This window comes from Pseudoduganella albidiflava, from assembly GCF_004322755.1.
Classification (GTDB): domain Bacteria; phylum Pseudomonadota; class Gammaproteobacteria; order Burkholderiales; family Burkholderiaceae_D; genus Rugamonas; species Rugamonas albidiflava.
This window is the reverse complement of record NZ_CP036401.1, coordinates 4,105,256-4,126,715: the sequence shown is the minus strand read 5'-3', so window position 1 is coordinate 4,126,715 and position 21,460 is coordinate 4,105,256. Positions and strand designations below refer to the sequence as shown.

Below are 21,460 nucleotides of genomic sequence, written 5' to 3'. Positions count from 1 at the left end.
GCATGGCGGCGATCTCGTTACAACAGGTGCGCAAGTTCTACGACAACGGTTTCCATGCCGTGCGCGATTTCAGCCTCGATATCGGCGATGGCGAATTCGTCGTCTTCGTCGGCCCGTCCGGCTGCGGCAAGTCGACCACGCTGCGCATGATCGCCGGCCTGGAAGACATCTCCGACGGCACGCTGCGCATCGGCGGCACGGTCGTCAACGACCTGCAACCGAAGGAGCGCGATATCGCCATGGTGTTCCAGAGCTACGCGCTGTATCCGCACATGACGGTGCGGCAGAACATGGGTTTCGCGCTGAAGCTGGACGGCGTGCCGAAGGCGGCGGTCGCGCAGCGGGTGGACGAGGCGGCGCGCATGCTGCAGCTCGATCACCTGCTGGAACGCCGGCCGAAGGAACTGTCCGGCGGCCAGCGGCAGCGGGTGGCGCTGGGCCGTGCCATCGTGCGCAAGCCGCAGGCGTTCCTGATGGACGAGCCCTTGTCCAACCTCGACGCCAAGCTGCGCGTGGAGATGCGCGCGTCGATCCTGAAGCTGCACCGCCAGCTGGGCGTGACCACGGTCTATGTCACGCACGACCAGGTGGAGGCGATGACGATGGGCGACCGCATCGTCGTCATGAAGGGCGGCGAGATCCAGCAGGTGGCCAGCCCGATGGAGCTGTACGAGCGGCCCGTCAACGTGTTCGTCGGCGGCTTCATCGGCTCGCCGGCGATGAGTTTCCTGGACGGGGAATTGCGCGATGGCTGCGTGGTCGGCGACGGCTATGCGTTGCGCCTGCCGGCGGCGATGGCGGACCGCGTGGCGGCCGGCCTGGCAATGAACGGGGGGCGCGCCGTGAAACTGGGCCTGCGCCCGGAAATCCTGTCGCTCGACCGGGCTGCCGGCGAACCGCTGGCCGCCGTGGTGGACGTGGTGGAACCGCTGGGCGCCGAGACCATCGTCACCTTGCGCGTGGGCGGCGGCACAGTGGTGGCACGGCTCGGCGGCCATGCGAGACTGGAGCCCGAGCAGGCGCTGACGCTGTACCTGGACACAGCCCGCACGCACGTGTTCGACGCGGCCACGGAAGCGAACATCGGCCTCGGCCAGCGGGAGGCCGCATGATGCCCGCGCTGACCCTGCTGGCGATCGACGAAGGCCGCCAGCGGCTGCACCTGGTCGATACGGGCGATGCGCGCGCCGGCTGGCAGCGCGACCTGGCCGACTTTCCGCTGGCGCGCGACCTGCAGCGCATCGGCCGCGACCGCGCGCTGGTGGGCTTCGAGCGCGGCTTCATCGAGCTCGACATCGCCACCGGGGCCGTGCTGCGCGCCTGCGACCGGTGGACCGGCGTGACCGCCGCGCGCCGCCTGCCCGACGGCCGCACGCTGGTGACCGGCATGAACCTGGACGGCGGCGTCGACGGCATCCACGTGCTGACCCTCGATGCGGACCTCTGTCAGGTCGCCTCGGTCCGCCGCGACGGCGACTACGTCCGCCTGATGCGGCCCGCCGGGGAGGGCTACCTGCTGTGCACCAACGACCATATCCTGGAGACGGATTCGCAATTGCGCCCGCTGCGCAAGCTGGCGGCACCGGGCTTCGAGCATGCGTGGAAAGCCGAGCGGCTGCCCTGCGGCGGCACGCTGGTGTCGGCCGGCTATGGCGCGTTCATGGCGCGCTTCGACGCGGGTGGCGCGCTGGTGCATACGTTCGGCCGGGCGGGGCAGGTGCCGGACGACGTGGCGCCGCATTTCTATGCCACGTTCCAGGTGCTGGACGACGGCCGCGTCATCGTCGCCAACTGGCAGGGGCATGGCCCGGACAACGGCCACAAGGGCCGCCAGCTGCTGTCCTTCGGCGCCGATGGAACACTGCTGGACACGTGGTCGGACCCGGCGCGCATCTCGTCGCTGCAGGGGATCCTCGTGCTGTGATGTGATTCCTGACGGCGATCCCCGCCGTGCCCATTGCTTTTCGATGCTATCTATCGCGCCCTGGCGCCGGCGCCTGCCGGGGCCGCGCCCGCCGACTGTTCGCTCGCGCCGGCCGCACGGTACTGCTCCACCTGTGCGGGCGGTACCGGACGCCCGAAGAAATAGCCCTGCATTTCAACGCAGCCGAGTTCCCTGAGCCGGGATGCCTGGGCGCCGGTTTCCACGCCCTCGGCGATCACGTGGATGCCCAGGCCACGGCTGATATCGATGACGCCCTTGACGATGGCGCGCGAGCGTGCGCTATCCTGCAGGCCGCCGATGAAGGAGCGGTCGATCTTCAGCTTGTCGACAGGCAGTCGCATCAGATAGGACAGGCTGGAAAACCCGGTGCCGAAATCGTCGAGGCTGAGCGTGACGCCGAGTTCCTTCAGCTGGTACATGATGCTGATCGCGCGGTCGACGTCGTGCACCGCCACCGATTCCGTCAGTTCCAGTTCCAGCAGGTGCCCGGGCAGGCGATGGGCGGCCAGGGCTTCGCGCACCGAGCCGGCGATGTCGCCATGCAGGAACTGGCGCGGCGACAGGTTCACGGCGACGGGCAACGGCATGCCGCCCGCATCGGCCCAGGCGCGCAGCTGCCGGCATGCTTCGTCCAGCGTCCATCGCCCGATGTCCACGATCAGGGCGCTTTCCTCGGCGACGGGAATGAAATCGGCCGGCGAAATCAGGCCCAGTGTCGGGTGCTGCCAGCGGATCAGGGCCTCCACGCCGGCCATCCGGTCGCTCTCGACGTTGCGTTTTTCCTGGTAGAGCAGGAACAGCTGGCCACCCGCCACCGCGCCCCGCAAGTCGTGTTCGAGGGAGCGATGATTGAGCCGGTACAGGGCCTGGTTGAAAGCGCTCATCAGTCCGTGGCCCAGGGCCTTGGCCTGGCGTACCGCTTCATGTGCGGTATTCAGCCACGCCCCGGCATCGGCCCAGCTGTCGCGCAGCGGCGCGTACCCGGTGGTCAGGCTGCAGTGGATGACCAGGTCGTCGCTGAGGACCAGCTTGTTCAGGGCTTCGTGCACAGCGCCGAGGCGGCCGGTTGCCGCGGCCAGTGTCGTGTCGCCCTGTACCAGCAGCGCGAACATGCCGCCGCCGATCCGGGCACAGGTATCGCGTGCGCCGGCGAGCTCCTTGAGCCGCTCCGCCACCACGGCGATCAGGCGGTCGCCGATCCGGTGGCCCAGCCGCTCGTTGATGCCGGCGAGGTTGTCGATGTCGATGAGTGCCAGCAGCGCCGTGCCGCTGCGCCGCGGCGCGAGCGCCAGCATTTCCTCGATCTTCCGGTCGATCGCGAAACGGTTGGGCAGGCCGGTCAGCGGGTCGCGCAGCACCTGGTTCTTCAGCGAATGGACCCGCACGTGCGGGTCCGGGCCTTGTTGCGTCGTGGTCCAGGCGTCCACCAGTGCCAGCGATTCCAGCGCCGTCTGCCGGAAGTACAGCAAGTCTTCGATGGTGCGGGCCAATGCCTGCAGCAGCACGATTTCCTGCGGCGTGGGACTGCGCGGCACCGTGTCGATCACGCACAGGGTACCGATCCGCCTGCCGGCCGAATGAATGGGGATGCCCGCATAGAAGCGGATGCCAGGGGCGCCCGTGACGAGGGGATTGCCGGCGAACCGGCCATCGCGGGTGGCGTCTTCCACGATGAAGGGCTGGTCGGCGAGGATCGCGTGGCCGCAGAACGATACGTCGCGCGGCGTTTCGCGGGCATCGAGGCCGCAGCTCGACTTGAACCACTGGCGCTCGTCGTCGACCAGCGAGATCAGGCTGACGGGCACCGACAGCGAGGCGCAGGCGACACGGGTCAGCCGGTCGAACAATTCCTCGGGCTCGGAGTCGAGCAGCTGCGTGGCGCCCAGGGCGATCAGCCGTTCGGCCTCGTCGGCAGGGCAGGGCGGCGGCAGGTAGGCCAGCCCAGGGAACTCGCCGATTCCTTTGCCGATTCCTTCCCCGATCCCTTCGCCGCCCCCGGCAAGGTGCGCATTGCCGTTCCCGGCATTGTCGTTCCCGGCATTGCCGTTCCCAACATTCTCGTTCCCAGTCTTGTCGATCATCTTCAGCATCGGCGTGCGCCGCCCGGTTGCCGTCGGCCGGTCGGGTCCGCGTGCGGGGGCGGAGCAGCGGTTGGCGAACCGGTCGGCTACATGGTTGGAAAGGCTATCATTCTGCCATGTTTGCGGCGCACCGGATGACCATCTTTACGACACCCGGGACGGTGCGGACGGCCGGTAGCAGGCACTTGCCGCCCCAGCCTGCCCGCGGGTTCAGCGCATCATGCCGCCGACGCGCGGACAAAGCCTTCGATGACCCGGTTGAACGCCGCCGGATGCGAGACGTTCATGCCGTGCGACGCGCCGGCGATGGTGCGCTTTTCCGCGTCCGCATGCCACGCCAGCAACTGCGCGGCGTTGTCGCGATACATGCGGGGGCTGCGTTCGCCTTCGACGAGGAGCAGCTGGCAGCGCAGGCCGGCGGCGTCCGCCTGCGTGTAGGCCGGCAGCGGATCGCGGAACTGCTTGGGCAGGGTGGCAGCGTTGTCGATCGCCATGCGGCGGAAGCCCGCGGGGCTCTTGCGCCAGGCCCCCGGCATGCTGACCGAATCGACGAACAGTTCGAGGCCGGCGTCGACGGCGCCTTCCTCGATCAGCGCGGCGGCCCGGGCGCGCAGGGCCACGGTCGCCGCCGGCAATTGCGCTTCGGCCGTGCCGGCCACCTGCAACGGCCCGCCCGGATCGGCCAGCGTCAGCGTCTTCACCAGGTGCGGATATTCGCGCGCCAGGTGGAAGGCCACGCAGCCGCCACGCGAATGACCCACCAGGTGCACCGGCCCCACCTGCATCATGGCGATGAAGTCGGCCAGTTCCTCGACATGGGTGCGCCAGCCGAACTCGCCCGGCATGCGGTCCTGGTCGTCCGGCCAGTAGTGGCTCAGGCTGACCGACATGCAGAAGAACTGTTTCGACAGTGCGCTGGCCTGGCTGCCCCAGTAGCGGTAGTCGCACAGCGAGCCGTGGATGAACAGCAGCGGTTCGCCATAGCCGCTGGCCACGTAGGGCACCCGGGTGCCGGATGGCAGCGTGGCGAAGTACACCTCCGGGAGGGCAAGGCTGGACAGGTCGGTTCGTGCGTTCATGGGTGGGCTCCTTTCCGCTACTATGCATGACCCACTCGTCCAGGAAAATCGCATAATATTGATCGTTGCTATCAGATTTGCTGATAGCGATGCATTCGAAATAATACGGGACCCCCATGAAAGCACTCGACCTGGATGTCCTCGCGATGATCGTCGCCGTGGCCGACACCGGCAACATCAGCCGCGCGGCCGAAGTCGTGCACCGCTCGCAATCGGCGGTCAGCATGCAGATCAAGACGCTCGAGGCGGCGCTGGGCAAGCCGCTGTTCGTGCGCAAACCGCGCAGCGTGACGCCGACCCAGGACGGCGAAGTTTTGCTGACCTATGCGCGGCGCATGCTTGCCCTGCGCGAAGAGGCATGGGCCGCCGTGGTGCGGCCCGACGTGACCGGCCGCGTCGTCATCGGCGTGCCGGACGACTATGCGTCGTCGCTGCTGCCGGCGATCCTCAAGAAGTTTTCCGCCACCTACCCGAGGGTGGAAATCCAGGTGGTCGGCCTGCCCAGCGTGGCGCTGGCGCCGATGGTGAAGGAGGGCTCGGTCGACCTGGTGTGCGCCACGCGGGTCAAAGGCCTGTCGGGCGAATTCATCCGCTTCGAACCCATGGTGTGGGCGGCGTCGCCCGGCGCGGCCGGGATCTGGCGCGAGCGGCCGTTGCCGATCGCCGTGTTCCTGCCCGGCAGCGTGGCGCGGGAAAACGCCATCCGCAGCCTGGAGCGGGCCAGGATCACGTACCGGACGTCGTTCGAGAGTCCCAGCCTGATGGGGCTGCTCAGCATGGTCGAGGCCGGGCTTGCCGTCGCGCCGCTGGCGCAGTGCGCGGTGCCGCGCCACCTGACCTTGCTGGGGCAGGCGCAAGGCTTGCCGGAGATCGATGCGCTGGAAGTCATTTTGGCGCGCAGTGCCAAGTCGCGGCGCCCGCCGTGCGATTTCCTGGCGGAGCGGATCATGGCGGAGTTGCGGCGCTGAAAAATGGTAGATAAAGAGCTGGGGAACAAAGGCCGCGCACGCAGGCTTCGCGGGCGCGGGCCGAGGCACGCGGGCGACTGGCGTCACCCGCGGCTTACAGATTCAACTCAGGCCGACTTGCCCTGTTTCGTGCCGTGCTGGTTGCCCTGCGCAGCCTGGCCACCTTGCAGGTTGCCCTGGGTCGATGCCTCGCCATCCACCTTGAACTGGGCGGAGCCGGCTTCGCCGCGGACTTCCGCCTGCATGCTGCCGTGGTGGGTGCTGCCGTTGCCGCGCTGCGCGCCGTCCTGGGCGAACGGGTCGCGGAAGTTCTTCAGCGATTCTTCCTGGTGGCGCAGCGAGCGGTCGGTTTCTTCGGCGGCGGTGCGCGCCACCTGGTCAGCCAGCGCGCGTGCCGTGCGCGAGGTTTCCTGCACGTGCTGTTCGGCGACCTGGGCGAAATCGACCTGGCTGTCGGCGGCCACGCGCGAGATGTGCTGCTGGTAGGCGCGCAGCTTTTCCGTAGCAGGCTGGGCGCGTGCGGCGGTCACGGAGATCAGGTCGGAAGGACGATCGGTGGTCAACAGCTGGTGGCCGACGATGGTGCTTTCCTCCAGCATGGTCTGGCCCAGCTGGATGTTCAGCTGGCACAGTTCCTGGAACGAACGGGTCAGCGATTTCGACACGTCGTTCAGGAAAGCTGCCTGGGCATTCAGGTGCGTACGGACTGCGGGCGTAACGGCTTGCGAGAACGGGAACATGGCATACCTCATGAAGTGAAGTTCATCAACTGGCGAACACGGCAGTTGCAGGATGCGCATCTGGCGGGTGGCCGGAAAGGGCAACGTCATTGCTGAGTTGCGTGCAGCGCGCCAGGGTGGCCTGGTGCGTGCTGCCTACCTTATGGACCATTTGTGACAGGCGTTTGACGTGCCGGGTCGGATTATTCTGAATCGTTCCGGTGTGGCCGCGAGCCTCGGCGCGAGCCCTGCGGCACTTGCAAACGGGCGCCCGGGGTTGCTTTCATCTGGCATGATTTCCCCTGCCAGCCGCGCGTTTCCCAAGGGAACATTACCGGTCCGCGTGGCTTGTCAAGCGCCTGTTTTGCGCGCGCCTGCGCCCGTGCAACAGGTGTCTGGCGGATGAAAATAATGTCCGTTCCCATGTTATAGTGCCAGAAATCAACTAGTTTCCTGACCGTTGCCATGGCCGGGCCGTTGATGACCCGGGCATGGAGGAGGGATGAGCGGCCACCCGGCCGTGGCCAGCCATCCATGTTGACTTGCACGAGCGGCAATGGACCAGCGCACCAGACCTTGAAGCCACCAGTCTCCACCCCAGCACATCGCCAGGTTCCAGAGCAGGCAGCACATTCACCGCGGTACTGCAAGGCGCCGTCCCGTAGCGGATGGCCCTCCACCGACCGTCGTTCGTGGGGCGATGCCCTTTCCACCAGCCCGGAAGGCCATCGTGGATGCCATTGAAGTGGGCAAGGCGGCCCGGCCCGTGATGGCACGCGCGGCGCAGCGCATCGGCGATCTCGTCCTCTCGGCCGACTTCAAGCAGCGCCGCCGGGCGATCGTGGCCCTGATGACGGCGGGCGTGTACGCGATCTGCATCGTCATCCTGTTCTACGGCGGCGAGCGGGGCATCTTCGATCCCGGCTGGACCGGCGTGCTGGCGCTGGCTTGCGGCTCCGTCGTCACGGCGTTCTATGCCGCCATCCGCAGCGGCTTCAACCTGCGTTTCAGCGCGCCGTCGCTGGCGCTGCCGCAGGCCATCTGTGCGCAGACACTGGTCGCGGCGGCCTATATGATCGCCGGGCCGGCCCATCCCTCCATGCTGGCGCTGGCGGCGATGGTGATCGTGTTCGGCATGTTCGAGATGCGTACCCGCTACGTGTGGCTGCTGATGCGCTATACGCTGGTGCTGATGGGCGCCGTGATGGTCTGGTGCGCGCTGCACGATCCGCTCACGTATCCGCCCGAGGTCGAGGTGATCCATTACGCGATCCTGGCCACCGTGCTGCCCGCGATCTCGTCCCTGTCCGCCCAGCTGCGGGCGATGCGCGAGCGCCTGCAGAAGCAGAAGGCGGAACTGGAAACCGCGCTGGAAAAAATCCGCCGCGTGGCCACCCTCGATGAACTGACCGGCTTGCCGAACCGGCGCCACATGCGCGAGCTGCTGGCCGAGCACATCGCGCGCTTCGACCGGGGCGGCCCGGCGTTCGCGGTGGCGCTGGCCGACCTCGATCATTTCAAGAGCATCAACGACCGCTTCGGCCATGCCGTCGGCGACGACGTGCTGACCGGCTTTGCCGACCGGGCCCGCGCCCACCTGCGCACGACCGACATCGTCGGCCGCTGGGGCGGCGAGGAATTCGTCATCATCCTGGCCGGCTCGCCCCCGGCCGACCTGGATTCCGGCATGGAGCGCATGCGCCGTTCGCTGCGCGACACACCGGTCTGCGCGGACGTGCCGGAGATCCGGCTCACGTTCTCGGCGGGCGTCACGCCATACCGGGAAGGCGAATCGATCGACGACGTGATCGAACGCGCCGACAAGGCCCTGTACGACGCCAAGCATGCGGGGCGGGACCGCTCGGTGAGCCGGTAGCCCCGCCATCCACGGCGTTTGGCCGGACAGGGCGTGGATCACGGCGTTGTCAGGACGTTACAACATAATTGGTCCGGACGATTGAAAAATCGGCCTGACCAATCTACAATAGGCCGGACCGAAAGTGCTGATCTTATAGCAACTTCCGGCTTGACCGTCCGCGCGCAAGGCCATCCTCCTCCGGCCGCCCCCGCAACGGCGCGGGACACGCGAGGTGTTCCACGGCGACCGCTCCCCGCGGCGCTTCCGACATCACAATAACCAGATCGGAGACACGTTTGAACACCCAAGACCTTTTCAAGGCCCTGGCGCTTGCCGCCGTGGGTACCACCCTCGGCATGGGCAGCGCGCACGCGGGCATGCTGCCGCTGCAAGGCGCCACCATCACGGCCACCTACAACGGCGATGCGGCGGGCATGCTCGGCCTCGACCATGGCTTCGCCGCCGAACCGGGCTCGAACACCAGCGCGCTGGATCCCACCGGCACGGGCGTGGAATTCCTGACGGCCGATTTCCTGTTCGGGATCGATTTTTCCGCCAGCGGCGCGCTGACCGTGATCGCCAACGGCACGATCCCGGCCGGCGCCTACAGCATGCGCTTCGACTTCGGCAACAGCCTGGCCAGCCCGATCGGCGCCTTCACCTTCACAGGCACGGATGGCGCCAGCGGCGTGCCGGGCCTGTCGATCGTCGATCCGCACACCATTGCGCTGGAACTGGGCGGCGTCGAGTGGAACGAATTCGGCGCGATCACCGCGCAGATCGACACCGTGGCCGCGGTTCCCGAGCCTTCCAGCGCCGTGCTGCTGCTGGCGGGACTGGGCTGCCTGGCCGCCGTGCGCCGCGCGCGCAACGGCTACCGGTCCGCCGCGCACGGCACACGCCAGCGCCGCGGCTGACCGCAGACACGACGTACTACACGACGCAATTCACGACGCAAAACTCGAAGGGCACTTCCGCCAGGGCGGAGGCAGCCCCACGCCAATTCGTTCCTCCACCAGGAGAATCACATGCGACTTCTTGCATTCAAGGCGGCGCTGTGCGCCGCATTCGTCTTCGGCGCCGCGCCCGGCCATGGCGCCGATCCGGTCGACCCGGCCCGCCAGGGCGCGCCGCTGGACGGCTGGGCCAGCCAGGGCGGCGGCACGCGGGGCGGTGCCGCCGCGCCGTCCGAACAGATCTACTCGGTCACCAACCGCGCGCAGCTGCTGGCGGCCATCCATAACGGCGGCGTCAACGCCAAGATCATCAAGCTGGCCGGCACCATCGACATGAGCGAAGGCCTGCCGTTCACCAGCAGCGCCGACCAGGCGGCACGGGGCGCCATCCGCCTCAAGAGCAATACCACGCTGATCGGCGCCGGTCCCGGTACCGGCATCGTCAATGGCCATATCGTGCTGTCCGGCGTGTCGCAGGTCATCATCCGCAACCTCAAGCTGGTCAATCCCTGCGACGTGGGCCCCGTGTGGGATCCCACCGACGGCTCCACCGGCAACTGGAATTCCGCCTTCGACGCGATCGGCATCTCGGGGTCCGACCATGTGTGGGTCGACCATGTCAGCTTCACGGATGCGCCCGTGACGGACGACCTGCTGCCGGTCGAGAATGACCACGTGAAGCAGTGCCACGACGGCGCGCTCGACATCACCAACGGCTCCGACTACGTGACCGTGTCGTATAACGTGTTCGAGCAGCACAACAAGAACAACCTGGTCGGCGGCAGCGACAGCGCCACGGGCGATGAAGGCAAGCTGCGCGTCACCTTCAGCAACAACGTGTTCCGCGACGTGGCCAGCCGCGCGCCGCGGGTGCGCTTCGGCCAGGTCCACCTGTTCAACAATTACTACGCCGGTGCGAAGTCGCACCCCGTGTACCCGGTCAGCTATGCGGTGGGCGTGGGCACGGCGGCGAAGATCCTGTCGAACAACAATGTGTTCGAGGTGGCCGGTGCGCGCGTTTGCGCCGACGTGGTCCGCGACTTTTCCGGCGCCATCGCCGGCGCCTTCCAGGACAAGGGCTCGCTGCTGAACGCGGCGGCGCTGGGCAGCTGCGGTGTCGCCGCCAGCGCCGGCTGGACGCCGCCGTATGCGTACAGCGTGCGCCCGGTGGCGCTGGTGAAGGCCAACGCGCTGGCGCAGGCCGGCGGCGGCAAGCTGGCGACGGCCGTCACCGGCACGGGCAGCACCACCATCGACACCGGCCCGACCCTGGCCTGCCCGCCGTCCGGCCTGTACTTCTGCGATGACTTCCAGGGCGGCGGCGCAGCGAAGTGGGACTTGCTGCCGGTGCCGGGCCCGAACGGCAGCTTCCGCGTGCAGGACGAAGTGGCCGGCAGCGCCAACAAGGTGCTGCAGTACACGGCCGCCTCCACCGGCGGCGTGCTGGCGCTGATCAAGCCGGCGGCGCTGGACAAGGTGCCCTCGGGCGACTACTTCGTCGAAGCGCGCATCCGGCCGATGACCAACGGCACCACGGGCAACAAGCAGCTGTACCTGGTGACCCGTTATGTCGATGCGGGCAACTGGTATGGCGGCGGCCTGAACGTGCAGAACAGCACCGCCAGCACGCAGGTCGAGATCGCGAAGATGTTCGCCGGGTCGCTGAGCCGGCCGAAGCAGGTGCGCAAGCCGATCTCGATGGATGGGCCGTTCTACACGGTGCGCTTCGAGATGATCGGCAGCACGCTGACGGTGTACCTCGATGGCGAGAACCTGGGCTCGGTTACCGACAGCGCGTTCGCCGCGCGCGGGCTGGTCGGCCTGTACACGGCCAATAAGTCGTTCCAGGTCGACGACGTCCGGATCGGCGACCCGGCCCTGAAGCCCGCCCAGTTGACGCTCGATCCCGCGGTGACGAGCTTCGCCGCCGAAGCGGGCGACGCGCCGTTGCAGGTCACGGTCAATGCGCGCGCTCCCGACAGCACGCCGGACAGCTACACGGCGGTATCGAGCAATCCGGCGGTGGCCGCGGTGACCATGGAGGGCAATGTCGCCACCATCACCCCGGTCGGCGGCGGCACGGCGAAGATCGTCTTCACGTCCGGCTCGGACCCGCTGCTGACGCGCACGATCGATGCCACCATCGCGCCGCGCTTCGTGCAGCCCACGCAAACCTACCCGCTCGACAACGCCACCTGGCCGGCCGCGCAGGCGGACAGCGAGCCGGTCGACCTGTCGCTCAAGCTGGTGTTCGACAAGCCGCCGGTGCTGGGCAGCGGCGGCACCATCCGCGTGTTCCGCAAGGCCGACGACGCGCTGGTCGACGTGGTGCGGCTGACCGGCGAAACCGACACGCTGGGCTACCCCGGCCAGGCCCAGGTGCGCAAGGTGAACACGGTGCCGGTCACGATCGACGGCAATGCGGCGACCATCCGGCTGCACGGCAACAAGCTCGAACCGGGCACCGAATACTACGTGGCGATCTCGGATGGCGTGTTTACCGGCACCTCGCTGGGCGGCGTGCCGTTCGCCGGCATTGGCCGGCTGGGCGGCTGGTCGTTTACCACCCGTGCCGCCGTGCCGTCGGGCGACAGCGTGACGGTCGACGACGATGGCGCCGCGGACTTCCGCACGGTGCAAGGGGCGCTGAACTACGCGATGCAGTATTTCGGCAAGGCCGATCCCGTCACCATCCGCGTGAAGAACGGCGCCTACCGCGAGCTGCTGTTCTTGCGCGGCAAGGACAACGTCAGCATCGTCGGCGAAAGCCGCGATGGCGTGGTGATCCGCTACACCAACAACGATTCGCTCAACTCGGGCACCGGTGCCAGCCAGGGCGCCAGCACGAGTGGCGCGCGGGGCGGGCGGGCCATCATGCTGGTCGAGGCGGCCGACATGCTGAGCCTGGAGTCGCTGACGTTCAACAACACGACCCTGCGTTCGCCGGCCATCTCGGCCCAGGCCGAAACGCTGTACTTCAACAGCGATGGCGGCCGCCTGGTGGCGAAGAACGCCGCCTTCCTCAGCGAGCAGGACACGCTGAACCTGAAGGGCTGGTCATGGTTCTACCGCACGCTGGTGGCGGGCAATGTCGACTTCATCTGGGGCAGCAGCCGCGCCGCGCTGTTCGAGGAAAGCGAGATCCGTTCGGTGGGCGACTCCAGCAATGCCGCCAACGGCGGCTACGTGCTGCAGGCCCGCGTGCCGACCGCCGCCGACAAGGGCTTCGTGTTCCTCAACAGCGCGCTGACGCACGGCCCCGGTCCGGGGCCGTCGCATGGCGACGTGCCCAACGGCGCCACCTACCTGGCGCGCAGCCCGGGCGGTACCGACAGTTGGGACAACATCGCCTTCATCAACTGCCGCATGGACCGGCACGTGGCCGCCGCGGGCTGGGCCGGCCTGGGCGTCAACAACCAGCCGGCGCCCAACCCCGTGACGCCCGATGCCGCCGCGGGCTGGCGCGAATACGGCACCACCGACCTGGCCGGCACGCCGCTCGACCTGGGCGCGCGGGTGGGCGGCTTCCAGCTGAGCGCCAGCGACGTGGCGGCGGGGTTCTCCTCGCGTGCGCAGGTGTTTGCCGGGTTCGGCGGCGGCGCGGGGTGGGAACCGCAGCCGTGACGGCCGATTGAGGCGGCTACGCAACGGCCTGGTCGTGCCACGCCGTTGCCGCCGCCCCATCTTCAACTCCGCCGTCACCTTCGCCTTCATCTTTCCTTACCGGCCGGGCTTTCCGGCGGGCCCAGGTAACTCGGCCGCAAGCCGCCCGCATCGATGACCAGCCGTTGCAGTACGAGCCCGGAATCCAGCGTCCAGAATTTCACGGTATGCAGGCCGGGCCGGTCCACCTTGTGCGTGGTGACGAACTTCGCCACGCCGTCGGAAACGATGCGGCGCCAGTAGTCCTCGCTGCTATCGGCATGCACGTTGACTTCCTGCAGGGGGCCATCATCGATCGACACCGCGTAGCGGAAGCCGGGGCCGGGCTGGAATTTCAGCGTGGGGCTCAGGACCGTGTGCAGCTTCACCTCGCCCGCGCTGAACAGGTGCACGTCGTACTCGAGCCGCATGCCATCCTTCGCCGCCAGGGCAGGGGACGCGGCCGGCAGCGGCGTGACGCCGGACAGCCTGTGCCCGTAACCCGGGATGGTCTGCCATTGCCGGCCTGCCGGCGCATGCGACCGGCTGTAGTGCTCGGCCTCGATGGCCACCACCCCGCCGGTTTCAACGTGCCCGCCAGCGGCAGGCCGCGCATGCACCGGGACCTTGACGACGACACGGGCCTTGTCCGGCCCGTGCACCACCAGCTCCGCTTCCGAATCGCCGGCAGGGACGGCCCGCCAGTCGACGTCCACCGCGATGCGAAGATCCTTGCGCACGGAACCGGCGCCCTGGCTGACCTTCAGCCAGGGCTGGCTGGCGGTGATCGTGAAATCGAAGGGCACGTTGCCGCGGTTGAACAGCTCGATGTGGCGGGGCTGTTTCTCATGCATGTCCAGTGCCGGTACGGCCAGCTGGCGGATCGGGAACACCGGCCAGGCGATCGCGTCGCCCTGCACGGCAACGCCCATCCGGTCCGACGGGTGGATCCCGTTCGGCGCGGCCAGCTGGCCCGGCTCGGGCACGCGCAGCTCGGCCACGGCCGGCATCACGTCGCGATAGGGCTGGTCCCAGTTGGTGTAGCCGAAGCGCGTTTGCGACATCATGTGGTTCCACTTGCCGTTGCTGGTGCCTTGCTGGTACCGGCGGGTCAGTTCCGCATCGCGCCTGAAGAGCTGGCGCACACGGGCTGCCATGTCATTGGTGGAAACGCGGCCCTGCCGCGCATACAGCTGGTTGCGGCCCGCCGAAACGACCATGTCGAGCGCGTTCGCCGAGGCGAGCACCGGGTATTCCACCAGCTGGAAATAGGCATCGCGCATGGGGCGCGGCAGCGATTGTCCGATGCGCCCCGCTTCCTCCGCGAGTGCGTTGTATTCGGCGACCACCCGGTCGGCCTCCTCGTAGTTCACCAGGCTGTAGGTGTCCGGCGCCAGCTGTTCCGGCCGGCGGCGCGCATTGTAGCGGGTGTAGCGGTCGACGATGCCGGCGATCCGGTCGGCGTGCCGGACGCCGAACTCGCGCGCGGCCCACTGCCGCAGGTACTCCGGCAAGCGCGCGGCAGGCCAGTTCGCCGGATTCCAGGCGTAGGCCAGGAAGAATTCGGTCGGCACTTCCATCGGCTTCAGGTCGCCCACGTTGACGATCCACATGCGGTCGGCGCCGAATTCGTCGGCGAGGTTCATCTGCTCCCACACCTTGCCGATCTGCGTCACGTTCAGCCACTTGTACGAACGGGGCACGCCCACGTAGTCGAAGTGGTAGTACACGCCCGCGCCGCCGCTGCGCTTGCGCTCTTCCGCGGTCGGCAGCCGGCGGATATTGCCCCAGTTGTCGTCGCACCACAGCAGCAGCATGTCGTCCGGCACGCGCATGCCCTTCTCGTAGTACTCCTGCACTTCCTTGTACAGCGCCCACAGCTGCGGCACCGTGTCCGGCTCGCGCCGCCATTCCTTCCGGATCAGGTCGCGCTGGTCGGCGACGATGCGTTCGAGCAGGCCCACGTTGGCGCTCTCCGACATCGGTTCGTCGCCATCGCCGCGCATCGCCATCGTGATCACGCTCTCGTAGTTGCGCGTGTTGCGCAGGCCGCCGGCCCAGAACTCGCGCAGCGTGTCGCCATTGCGCTGGTAATCCCACGGACCCTTGCCATGGCGGTGCCACTCCTGCTGCGAGCGCATCATCGGTTCATGGTGGGAGGTGCCCATCACGATGCCCATCGAGTCGGCCAGTTCGCCATTGCCCTTGTCGTCGTCATAGAACGACGAGTACCACATGGCCGGCCACAGGTAGTTGGCGCGCATGCGCAGCATCAGTTCGAACAGCTTTTCGTAGAACCGCCGATTGAAGCCGCCGAAGCGTTCCTTCGCCCAGTTGGTCAGCGCGGGCGCTTCGTCGTTCAGGAAGATGCCGCGGTACTGGACGACGGGTTTTTCCGTCACACGGGTGGCCAGTGGCACGCTCAGCGAGCGATGGCGGGGCGCCGGCACGTCGGCCCACCAGTGCCAAGGGGATACGCCGATCTGTTCGGACAGCGTGTAGATGCCATAGATCGTGCCGCGCTTGTCGCTGCCGGCGATGACGAGGGCGCGCTTCACACCGGGCATCGGGTCGGCGACCGCCTGGATCAGGAAGCCCTCCCACTGTCCGGCGACTTGCGAGGTATCGATCCTGCCCTCGCGAGCCAGGCGGTCGATCACCTCATGCCGGCCCAGCGTGCCGGCAATGATGACGTCGCCCGCCATCGAAATGGTACCGGTAACCCACTGCGGTTTGCTGCCGCCGACCATGCCGATATCGCTCTGCAGGTCGCGTGCCGCGCGCAAGACGCCCGGGAAATCGCCCGTCGACACCAGCAGCGGGGCAACGCGGCCCGGCGCCGCGATCAGGACCCCGTCGCGGCTGTCCATTTGCACAAACTGTGCCGTGCCGAGTGCCTTCGCCGCGGCGGGCGCCAGCAGGCAGGCGAGGGCGGCCAGGCCGGCCACCAGGCGTGAGCGGGCGACCAGGCGCCATCGCGATTTCGCGCTCATCCAATCATTCATCTTGTCTCCTCCAGGCTTGTTGATGTTCGCTACCATCATTCGTTTGCGTTTTGTTAGCGCAAACAATGTAGCTCTCGATGGTAGCGGTGTCAACGCGCTTTGTGGAAAGTGTCACCGCACTTCGCGGCGCCGGTCGGACACCTTCGGCGCGGCACTGTGCGCGAAGCGCTGGCTGGCCAGCCATTCCGCCAGGCGCAACGATGAATTGACCGCTACATCGTTTCGCCGCGCGCGTCCGGCTCCTACCATTGGCTTGCCGCTGTGGCCTTCACCGACAAGTCAAGGAGAAACACCATGCAAGCTCCCGTCCTCTTCCGCCCCACCTTCCACCTCGCATTCCAGGCCATCTCCGCGCTCGGCCTGGCCGCCACCTTCCACGGCGCGCTGGCCGCGCCGGCCGGGGCCGTCGCCACCACGACCGCCAATGCGCCGGCCAACGCCGTCAGCTACCGCACCGTGAACATCGATGGCGTCAACGTGTTCTACCGGGAAGCCGGCCCGGCGAACGCGCCCACACTGCTGCTGTTGCATGGCTTCCCCACGTCGTCGCAGATGTTCCGCAACCTGATCCCGCAACTGGCCGACCGCTACCGCGTGATCGCGCCGGACTACCCCGGCTACGGCCAGAGCGACATGCCGCCGATGGGAGAATTCACCTACAGCTTCGACAACCTGGCGAAAGTGATCGACAAGTTCACCGTGGCCGTGGGAGCCAGGCGCTATGCGCTGTATGTGCAGGATTACGGCGCGCCGGTCGGCTTCCGTCTGGCCGCGGCCCATCCGGAACGCGTAACGGCCATCGTGGTCCAGAACGGCAACGCCTATGACGAAGGCCTGGACAACGAGTTCTGGAAGCCGATCAAGGTGTGGTGGACGGACAAGTCGGAGGCGAACACCGCGAAGCAGCGGCCGATCCTGGAACTGGCTGCGACGAAATGGCAGTACACGGAGGGCGTGCGCGACGTGCGGCGCATCAGTCCCGACGCGTGGATGCTTGACCAGGCTTACCTGGACCGGCCGGGCAACAAGGAGATCCAGCTGGCGCTGCTCCACGACTACGGTTCGAATCCGCCACACTACCCGGCGTGGCAAGCCTACTTCCGCAAGCACCAGCCGCCGATGCTGATCGCGTGGGGCAAGAACGACAAGATCTTCCCGGCGGCCGGGGCCCATCCCTACCTGCGCGACCTGCCGAAAGCGGAACTGCACCTGCTCGACACGGGCCACTTCGCCCTCGAGGAGGAGAGCGCCACGATCGGCGCGCTGATGCGCGACTTCCTGGGCCGCACGCTGAAGCCCGGCATGTAGCGCGGGCTGCCGTGCGCGAGACCTACTGTGCCGCCTTCTTCTCCACCTTGCCCGGCAGCGTGAGCTTGCCGGACGCCACCTTGAACACGTCGGCCACGCAGACCAGCGGGTTGTGCACGCTTTCGTTGACGCGCAGCGCGGCGGTCACGCCATCGAAGCCGGCGGCATCGACCACGCCGATATCGTCGAACGGCACGCGTACTTCCAGCGTGTCCCCCTTGAACACGGGGCTGTAGGCGGGACTGTCGATCAGGATCGGCAGGCCCGGCCAGGTTTTCGGCAGCCGGGGTTTCGCGCCCGCGGGGATGTCGACGATCTTCAGCGCACCCTTGCCGCAGGCGTCGTCGGGTTGCAGCACCACCCAGTGCGAGTGCCACAGGTCGCCGTCGTTCCCCAGGTCGCCATCGCCGTTCTCATCGTACAGCGGGGTATCGTCGAAGTCCGGGTGAGCCGTCACGGCGAACGCCAGGATGCCCGTTCCCTTGTCGAAGCCGGCCACGTAGGGATCGATCGTGGTGGGCCACACATACGAAAAGATCTTGCTGCCGGCCAGCTTGCCGGTTTTTGCCGGCCGCGATGCGCCGGCCTTGCCCGAGACGGCGACATGGAACACGGCGAGATTGCCTTCCGTGGTGATCTTCGTGTGGACGATGTCGAACGCCGGCGTGACGGCTTTCGCGCCGGCGCTGTGGATGCCGCCGGTATGGGCCTGCGCGACAATGGTCACGGCGAGCAGCGCGATGGCGAGGAATGGCTTGAAGCGTTTCATGGTGTTTTCCTTGTAAGGATGTCGTCGGTCGTCAGGTCACGGTGGACAGTGGAATACGGCAGCCGCCCTCGTCGCATTGCGGCTCGCCCGCGTATTCATGGACCAGGCCCGCCACCAGGGCGCCGACCTGCATGTCGTCGGCCATGCCGAAGACCTGCTGGCGCAGCATGCCCTGCCGGTCGATCAGCAGCAGCGTCGGCGTTCCCCGCATCCGGTAGCGCGCCATCGTGCGCGGCACCGGGCCGCTGTCCGAGGGCTGGTCGATGCCGACCGGGAAATCGATGCGGTATTCGTGGAGGAAGGCTTCCAGCGCATCGCGGCCCATCACCGCGTGATGCTCGAATACCGTATGCAGGCCCAGTACCTCGACGTCGCCGCGGTCGAACGTGGCGGCGATCTTCTTTGCCTGCGGTATGCCATGCGAGACGCAGCCCGGGCACAGCATCTGGAACGCGTAGACCACCACCACCTTGCCGCGCAGGGCGGCAAGGCTGGGCGAGCCGTGGGCGTTCAGCCAGGCCGCCACCTCCAGTTCGGGGGCGGCCGTCACGGTGGCGGGCCTCATTTGGCGCGCAGCTTCACTTGCGGGAAGTCGACCGGCACCGCCAGCGCCACGTTCACGTAGTTCGTGAACAGGTTCAGCGCCACGTGGGCCACGATTTCCACCACCTGGCCATCGTCGAAGCCGGCCTCGCGCAGTGCATCGACATCGCCGGCACCGATCCTGGCGCGGTTGCGCACCACGCTCGTGGCGAACTTCAGCGCGGCTGCCGTCTTCGGGTCCTGCGACTGGCCGGCCTGGGCGGCGGCCATTTCGTCGCTCGTGGCGCCAGCCTTGCGGCCCAGGGCCGTGTGCGCGGCCAGGCAGTATTCGCAATCGTTGATGTCGGCGATCGCCACAGCGAGCTGCTCGCCCAGCCTGGCACCCAGCGTGCCGTTGCCGAGGGCACCGAACGCGCCCCACATGCTGGCCAGCGCAGCAGGGGAGTTGGCGACGGCCTTGAACATGTTCGGCGTGACGCCGAAGGCGCCATGGACCTGTTCGAGCAGTGCTTGCGAGGCGCCCGTCGCGGTGTCGCGGGTGAGGAGGGCAACGCGGGCGGTGTTGGCATTCTGGGACATGATGATTCCTTTCGAGGTTGGCCGGATCGGGGAATGGAAATGCTGGCCTCGGCATTTACATTAGGACTCCTAACTATGGTTCTGAAAAAAAAGAACTGGACTTGCGTTGCCTTGTCAGTGTTCGGCGCGCCGTCCATGTGAAGTATCTTAGCACGGCCAGGAATTATAGCAAGGAGTCCTAAGTAAATATTTTGTGCGGCTTGCGGTAGGCCAGGGCGCGGCCGGATACTGCCGATCAAGGTGAAATCTTCCCGATGGGGCGCGCGACCGGGAAGGTGGGCCGAGGCGAGGGAGCCCCGGCCGGGCGCTGTATCAATGGAGGTTGAACGCCACCAGCTTGCCGCCGCCGGCGATGTACAGGATGCCCCGGTTGGACAGCGACAGTTCGCCGCCAAGCGGATATTCCCAAACCTTCTTGTGGGTGGTCAGGTCGATGGCCCAGGTGCTGTTGGCGCCGCTGACGAAGACCAGGTTGTTGGTGACGAGCAGGGTCGAGGAGGCTCCTGGGCTCGGCCTGCTGGCGGTCCACTGCACCGTGCCGGTGGCGACATCGCGTGCATCGACCGTCGTCCCGTCCCAGCCGAAGATGTACAGCATGTCGTTGGCTACCGCGGGCAGGCCGGCGACCTTCCCGGTACTGCGCCATGCCAGCGTGTCCCTGGTCACGTCGAACGCGAACAGCGTGCCATCCTCGACCACGAAGGCCATCCGTCCCGTCCCCGACAGGACGACGTTCTCCGCCATGCCACGGTCGGAGACGACGCCGTCATTCCGGATCGACGCCGCCACTTTCCCGTCGCTGGCCCGGACCTTGTACAGTGTTTTCTGTCCGTACACGTAGAGGTGGTCGCCGCTGGCCGCGGGGGTCTTGGTGTCGTGGGGAATCCCGTCCGCGCGCCAGGCCAGTGTCCCGGTGGCCGCATCGTACCTGGCCATCAAGCTGTCGTAGCCGGCCTCCACATACACGCCGTTGCCGTGCACGATGGGTGCCTCGTTTTGCTGGCCGGCCGCGCCGTGGATAGCGAATCCCGAGAGATTGACGCCTGCCTGGTCAAGAGTCCGTAGCCAGGCGGTAGGGGAGCCCTCGAGATAGTAGATCCTGCCGTTCGCCACCGCCGCCGGATAGAGATGCGTGTACGTGTGGTCCTTGCGCCAGACTTCCGTGCCGGTCTCCTCGCTGATGGCGCGCACCGCGCCCGACACGCGCGGGCCCAGCTTGGCCAGGATAACCAGGCCGTTGTCGTGCGCGACCGATTCCTCTTTCACGTCTTCCAGCACCCAGCGGCGCGAAAAGTTCAGCGGATCGAAGGCGGCTGGAACATAGGCGTTGTGTGCGGCATTGCCGCGCGCGGTGCTCCAGTTGGCGAGGGCGGTGATATGCCGCAGTGGCGGCGTCATATTGGCCGGCTTGACAGTGATCTTGATAGGGATCAGCCACGGCGAGCCCGCGACCGGTGTCCTGCAGACCAGCGGGTCGTCTTCGCACAGCCGCAGTTCGATGCTGGAGGCATGGGTTCCCACGGCCAGGGTGGCCGAGGTGGTCATCCTGGCCTCGTAGCTCATGCCCGACGGGCTGCTGCGCAGCGAAATTTCCGGCGCGATCACGCCGTTCTTTTCCACCACGCCGACATTGAATATTTGCGAGAGGATCTTGGTCGAATCGGCATCGATCGAGAACTCGACCGGTTCGCCTTCCAGCACCGTGAGATCGACCGACCCTGGCGTGAGGTGGAGCCAGGTCTGGTCGGGTTTGGGCGTGCCGGTTCCGGTTCCCGTGCTGCCGCTACCACCAGGACTGCCGCTGCCGGTGTTGCCGTTATTGCTACCGCTTCCGCTCCCGCCACCGCCGCATGCGGAAAGTGCCAACACGCAGCAGAGTGCCGCCGCGCGCCTGATCAAACTGGACATCGCTTACCCCTTGGATTCCCCCGCGAAATGCAGGTTTATTATTGGTAATAAGGAGTATATAACTTTTGACAACCTTCGGCGGTATGCGGATGTTTTCCCA

At 67.2% G+C, this 21,460-nt stretch carries 15 protein-coding genes; 7 read left to right on the top strand and 8 right to left on the bottom strand.

Annotated elements, in window-relative coordinates; all coding sequences use genetic code 11:
• Window positions 1–2: 2 nt before the first annotated feature.
• Both EYF70_RS16960 and EYF70_RS16955 read left to right on the top strand, forming a co-directional pair.
• A complete protein-coding gene (locus tag EYF70_RS16960; protein ID WP_131146454.1) occupies window positions 3–1,112 on the top strand; it encodes an ABC transporter ATP-binding protein in 1,110 nt (369 codons plus the stop codon).
• Entirely contained in the window at window positions 1,109–1,924 is an 816-nt protein-coding gene (locus EYF70_RS16955) for a hypothetical protein (RefSeq protein WP_131146453.1), read from the top strand. Before EYF70_RS16960 ends, EYF70_RS16955 begins: the two co-directional genes overlap by 4 nt.
• A gap of 50 nt (window positions 1,925–1,974) precedes the next feature.
• Here EYF70_RS16955 and EYF70_RS16950 read toward each other — a convergent pair whose 3' ends face one another.
• Complete coding sequence (locus EYF70_RS16950; RefSeq protein ID WP_131146452.1) at window positions 1,975–4,035, bottom strand: EAL domain-containing protein; 2,061 nt, start codon at window positions 4,033–4,035, stop codon at window positions 1,975–1,977.
• A gap of 209 nt (window positions 4,036–4,244) precedes the next feature.
• Window positions 4,245–5,105: an alpha/beta fold hydrolase gene (locus tag EYF70_RS16945; RefSeq protein ID WP_131146451.1), complete on the bottom strand. Its 861-nt coding sequence runs from the start codon at window positions 5,103–5,105 to the stop codon at window positions 4,245–4,247.
• Window positions 5,106–5,221: 116 nt separating this feature from the next.
• Here EYF70_RS16945 and EYF70_RS16940 point away from each other — a divergent pair, with 116 nt between their 5' ends.
• Window positions 5,222–6,073, top strand: coding sequence for a LysR substrate-binding domain-containing protein (locus tag EYF70_RS16940; RefSeq protein ID WP_131146450.1), 852 nt, complete (start codon window positions 5,222–5,224; stop codon window positions 6,071–6,073).
• A 107-nt stretch (window positions 6,074–6,180) separates the two neighbouring features.
• Here the strand turns inward: EYF70_RS16940 and phaP are convergent, their stop codons facing one another.
• Window positions 6,181–6,825 (bottom strand): phasin family protein, encoded by a 645-nt coding sequence (gene phaP, locus EYF70_RS16935; protein ID WP_229420423.1) that lies wholly within the window; start codon window positions 6,823–6,825, stop codon window positions 6,181–6,183.
• A gap of 697 nt (window positions 6,826–7,522) precedes the next feature.
• Here phaP and EYF70_RS16930 point away from each other — a divergent pair.
• From EYF70_RS16930 to EYF70_RS16920, 3 genes are all read left to right on the top strand, one after another.
• A complete protein-coding gene (locus EYF70_RS16930; RefSeq protein WP_165497702.1) occupies window positions 7,523–8,668 on the top strand; it encodes a GGDEF domain-containing protein in 1,146 nt (381 codons plus the stop codon).
• Between the two features lie 278 nt (window positions 8,669–8,946).
• On the top strand, window positions 8,947–9,567 hold the full coding sequence (locus EYF70_RS16925; RefSeq protein WP_131146448.1) for a PEP-CTERM sorting domain-containing protein: 621 nt from the start codon (window positions 8,947–8,949) through the stop codon (window positions 9,565–9,567).
• 111 nt (window positions 9,568–9,678) lie between these two features.
• Window positions 9,679–13,230 carry a pectinesterase family protein gene (locus EYF70_RS16920; RefSeq protein WP_131146447.1) on the top strand — a complete coding sequence of 1,184 codons (3,552 nt, stop codon included), beginning with the start codon at window positions 9,679–9,681 and terminating at the stop codon, window positions 13,228–13,230.
• 86 nt (window positions 13,231–13,316) lie between these two features.
• Here the strand turns inward: EYF70_RS16920 and EYF70_RS16915 are convergent, their stop codons facing one another.
• A complete protein-coding gene (locus EYF70_RS16915) occupies window positions 13,317–16,253 on the bottom strand; it encodes a glycosyl hydrolase 115 family protein (protein WP_229420422.1) in 2,937 nt (978 codons plus the stop codon).
• 294 nt (window positions 16,254–16,547) lie between these two features.
• On the opposite strand from EYF70_RS16915, the gene EYF70_RS16910 reads away from it, so the two are divergent.
• A complete protein-coding gene (locus EYF70_RS16910) occupies window positions 16,548–17,561 on the top strand; it encodes an alpha/beta fold hydrolase (protein ID WP_131146446.1) in 1,014 nt (337 codons plus the stop codon).
• A gap of 22 nt (window positions 17,562–17,583) precedes the next feature.
• On the opposite strand, the gene EYF70_RS16905 is transcribed toward EYF70_RS16910, so the two are convergent.
• The 4 genes from EYF70_RS16905 to EYF70_RS16890 form a co-directional block, all read right to left on the bottom strand.
• Window positions 17,584–18,330 (bottom strand): hypothetical protein, encoded by a 747-nt coding sequence (locus tag EYF70_RS16905; protein WP_131146445.1) that lies wholly within the window; start codon window positions 18,328–18,330, stop codon window positions 17,584–17,586.
• A 31-nt stretch (window positions 18,331–18,361) separates the two neighbouring features.
• Window positions 18,362–18,895, bottom strand: coding sequence for a TlpA disulfide reductase family protein (locus EYF70_RS16900; protein WP_131146444.1), 534 nt, complete (start codon window positions 18,893–18,895; stop codon window positions 18,362–18,364).
• Window positions 18,892–19,452 carry a carboxymuconolactone decarboxylase family protein gene (locus EYF70_RS16895; RefSeq protein ID WP_131146443.1) on the bottom strand — a complete coding sequence of 187 codons (561 nt, stop codon included), beginning with the start codon at window positions 19,450–19,452 and terminating at the stop codon, window positions 18,892–18,894. The genes EYF70_RS16900 and EYF70_RS16895 overlap by 4 nt, the downstream gene beginning before the upstream one ends.
• 312 nt (window positions 19,453–19,764) lie before the next feature.
• A complete protein-coding gene (locus EYF70_RS16890) occupies window positions 19,765–21,360 on the bottom strand; it encodes an outer membrane protein assembly factor BamB family protein (RefSeq protein ID WP_131146442.1) in 1,596 nt (531 codons plus the stop codon).
• Between the last annotated feature and the right edge of the window lie 100 nt (window positions 21,361–21,460).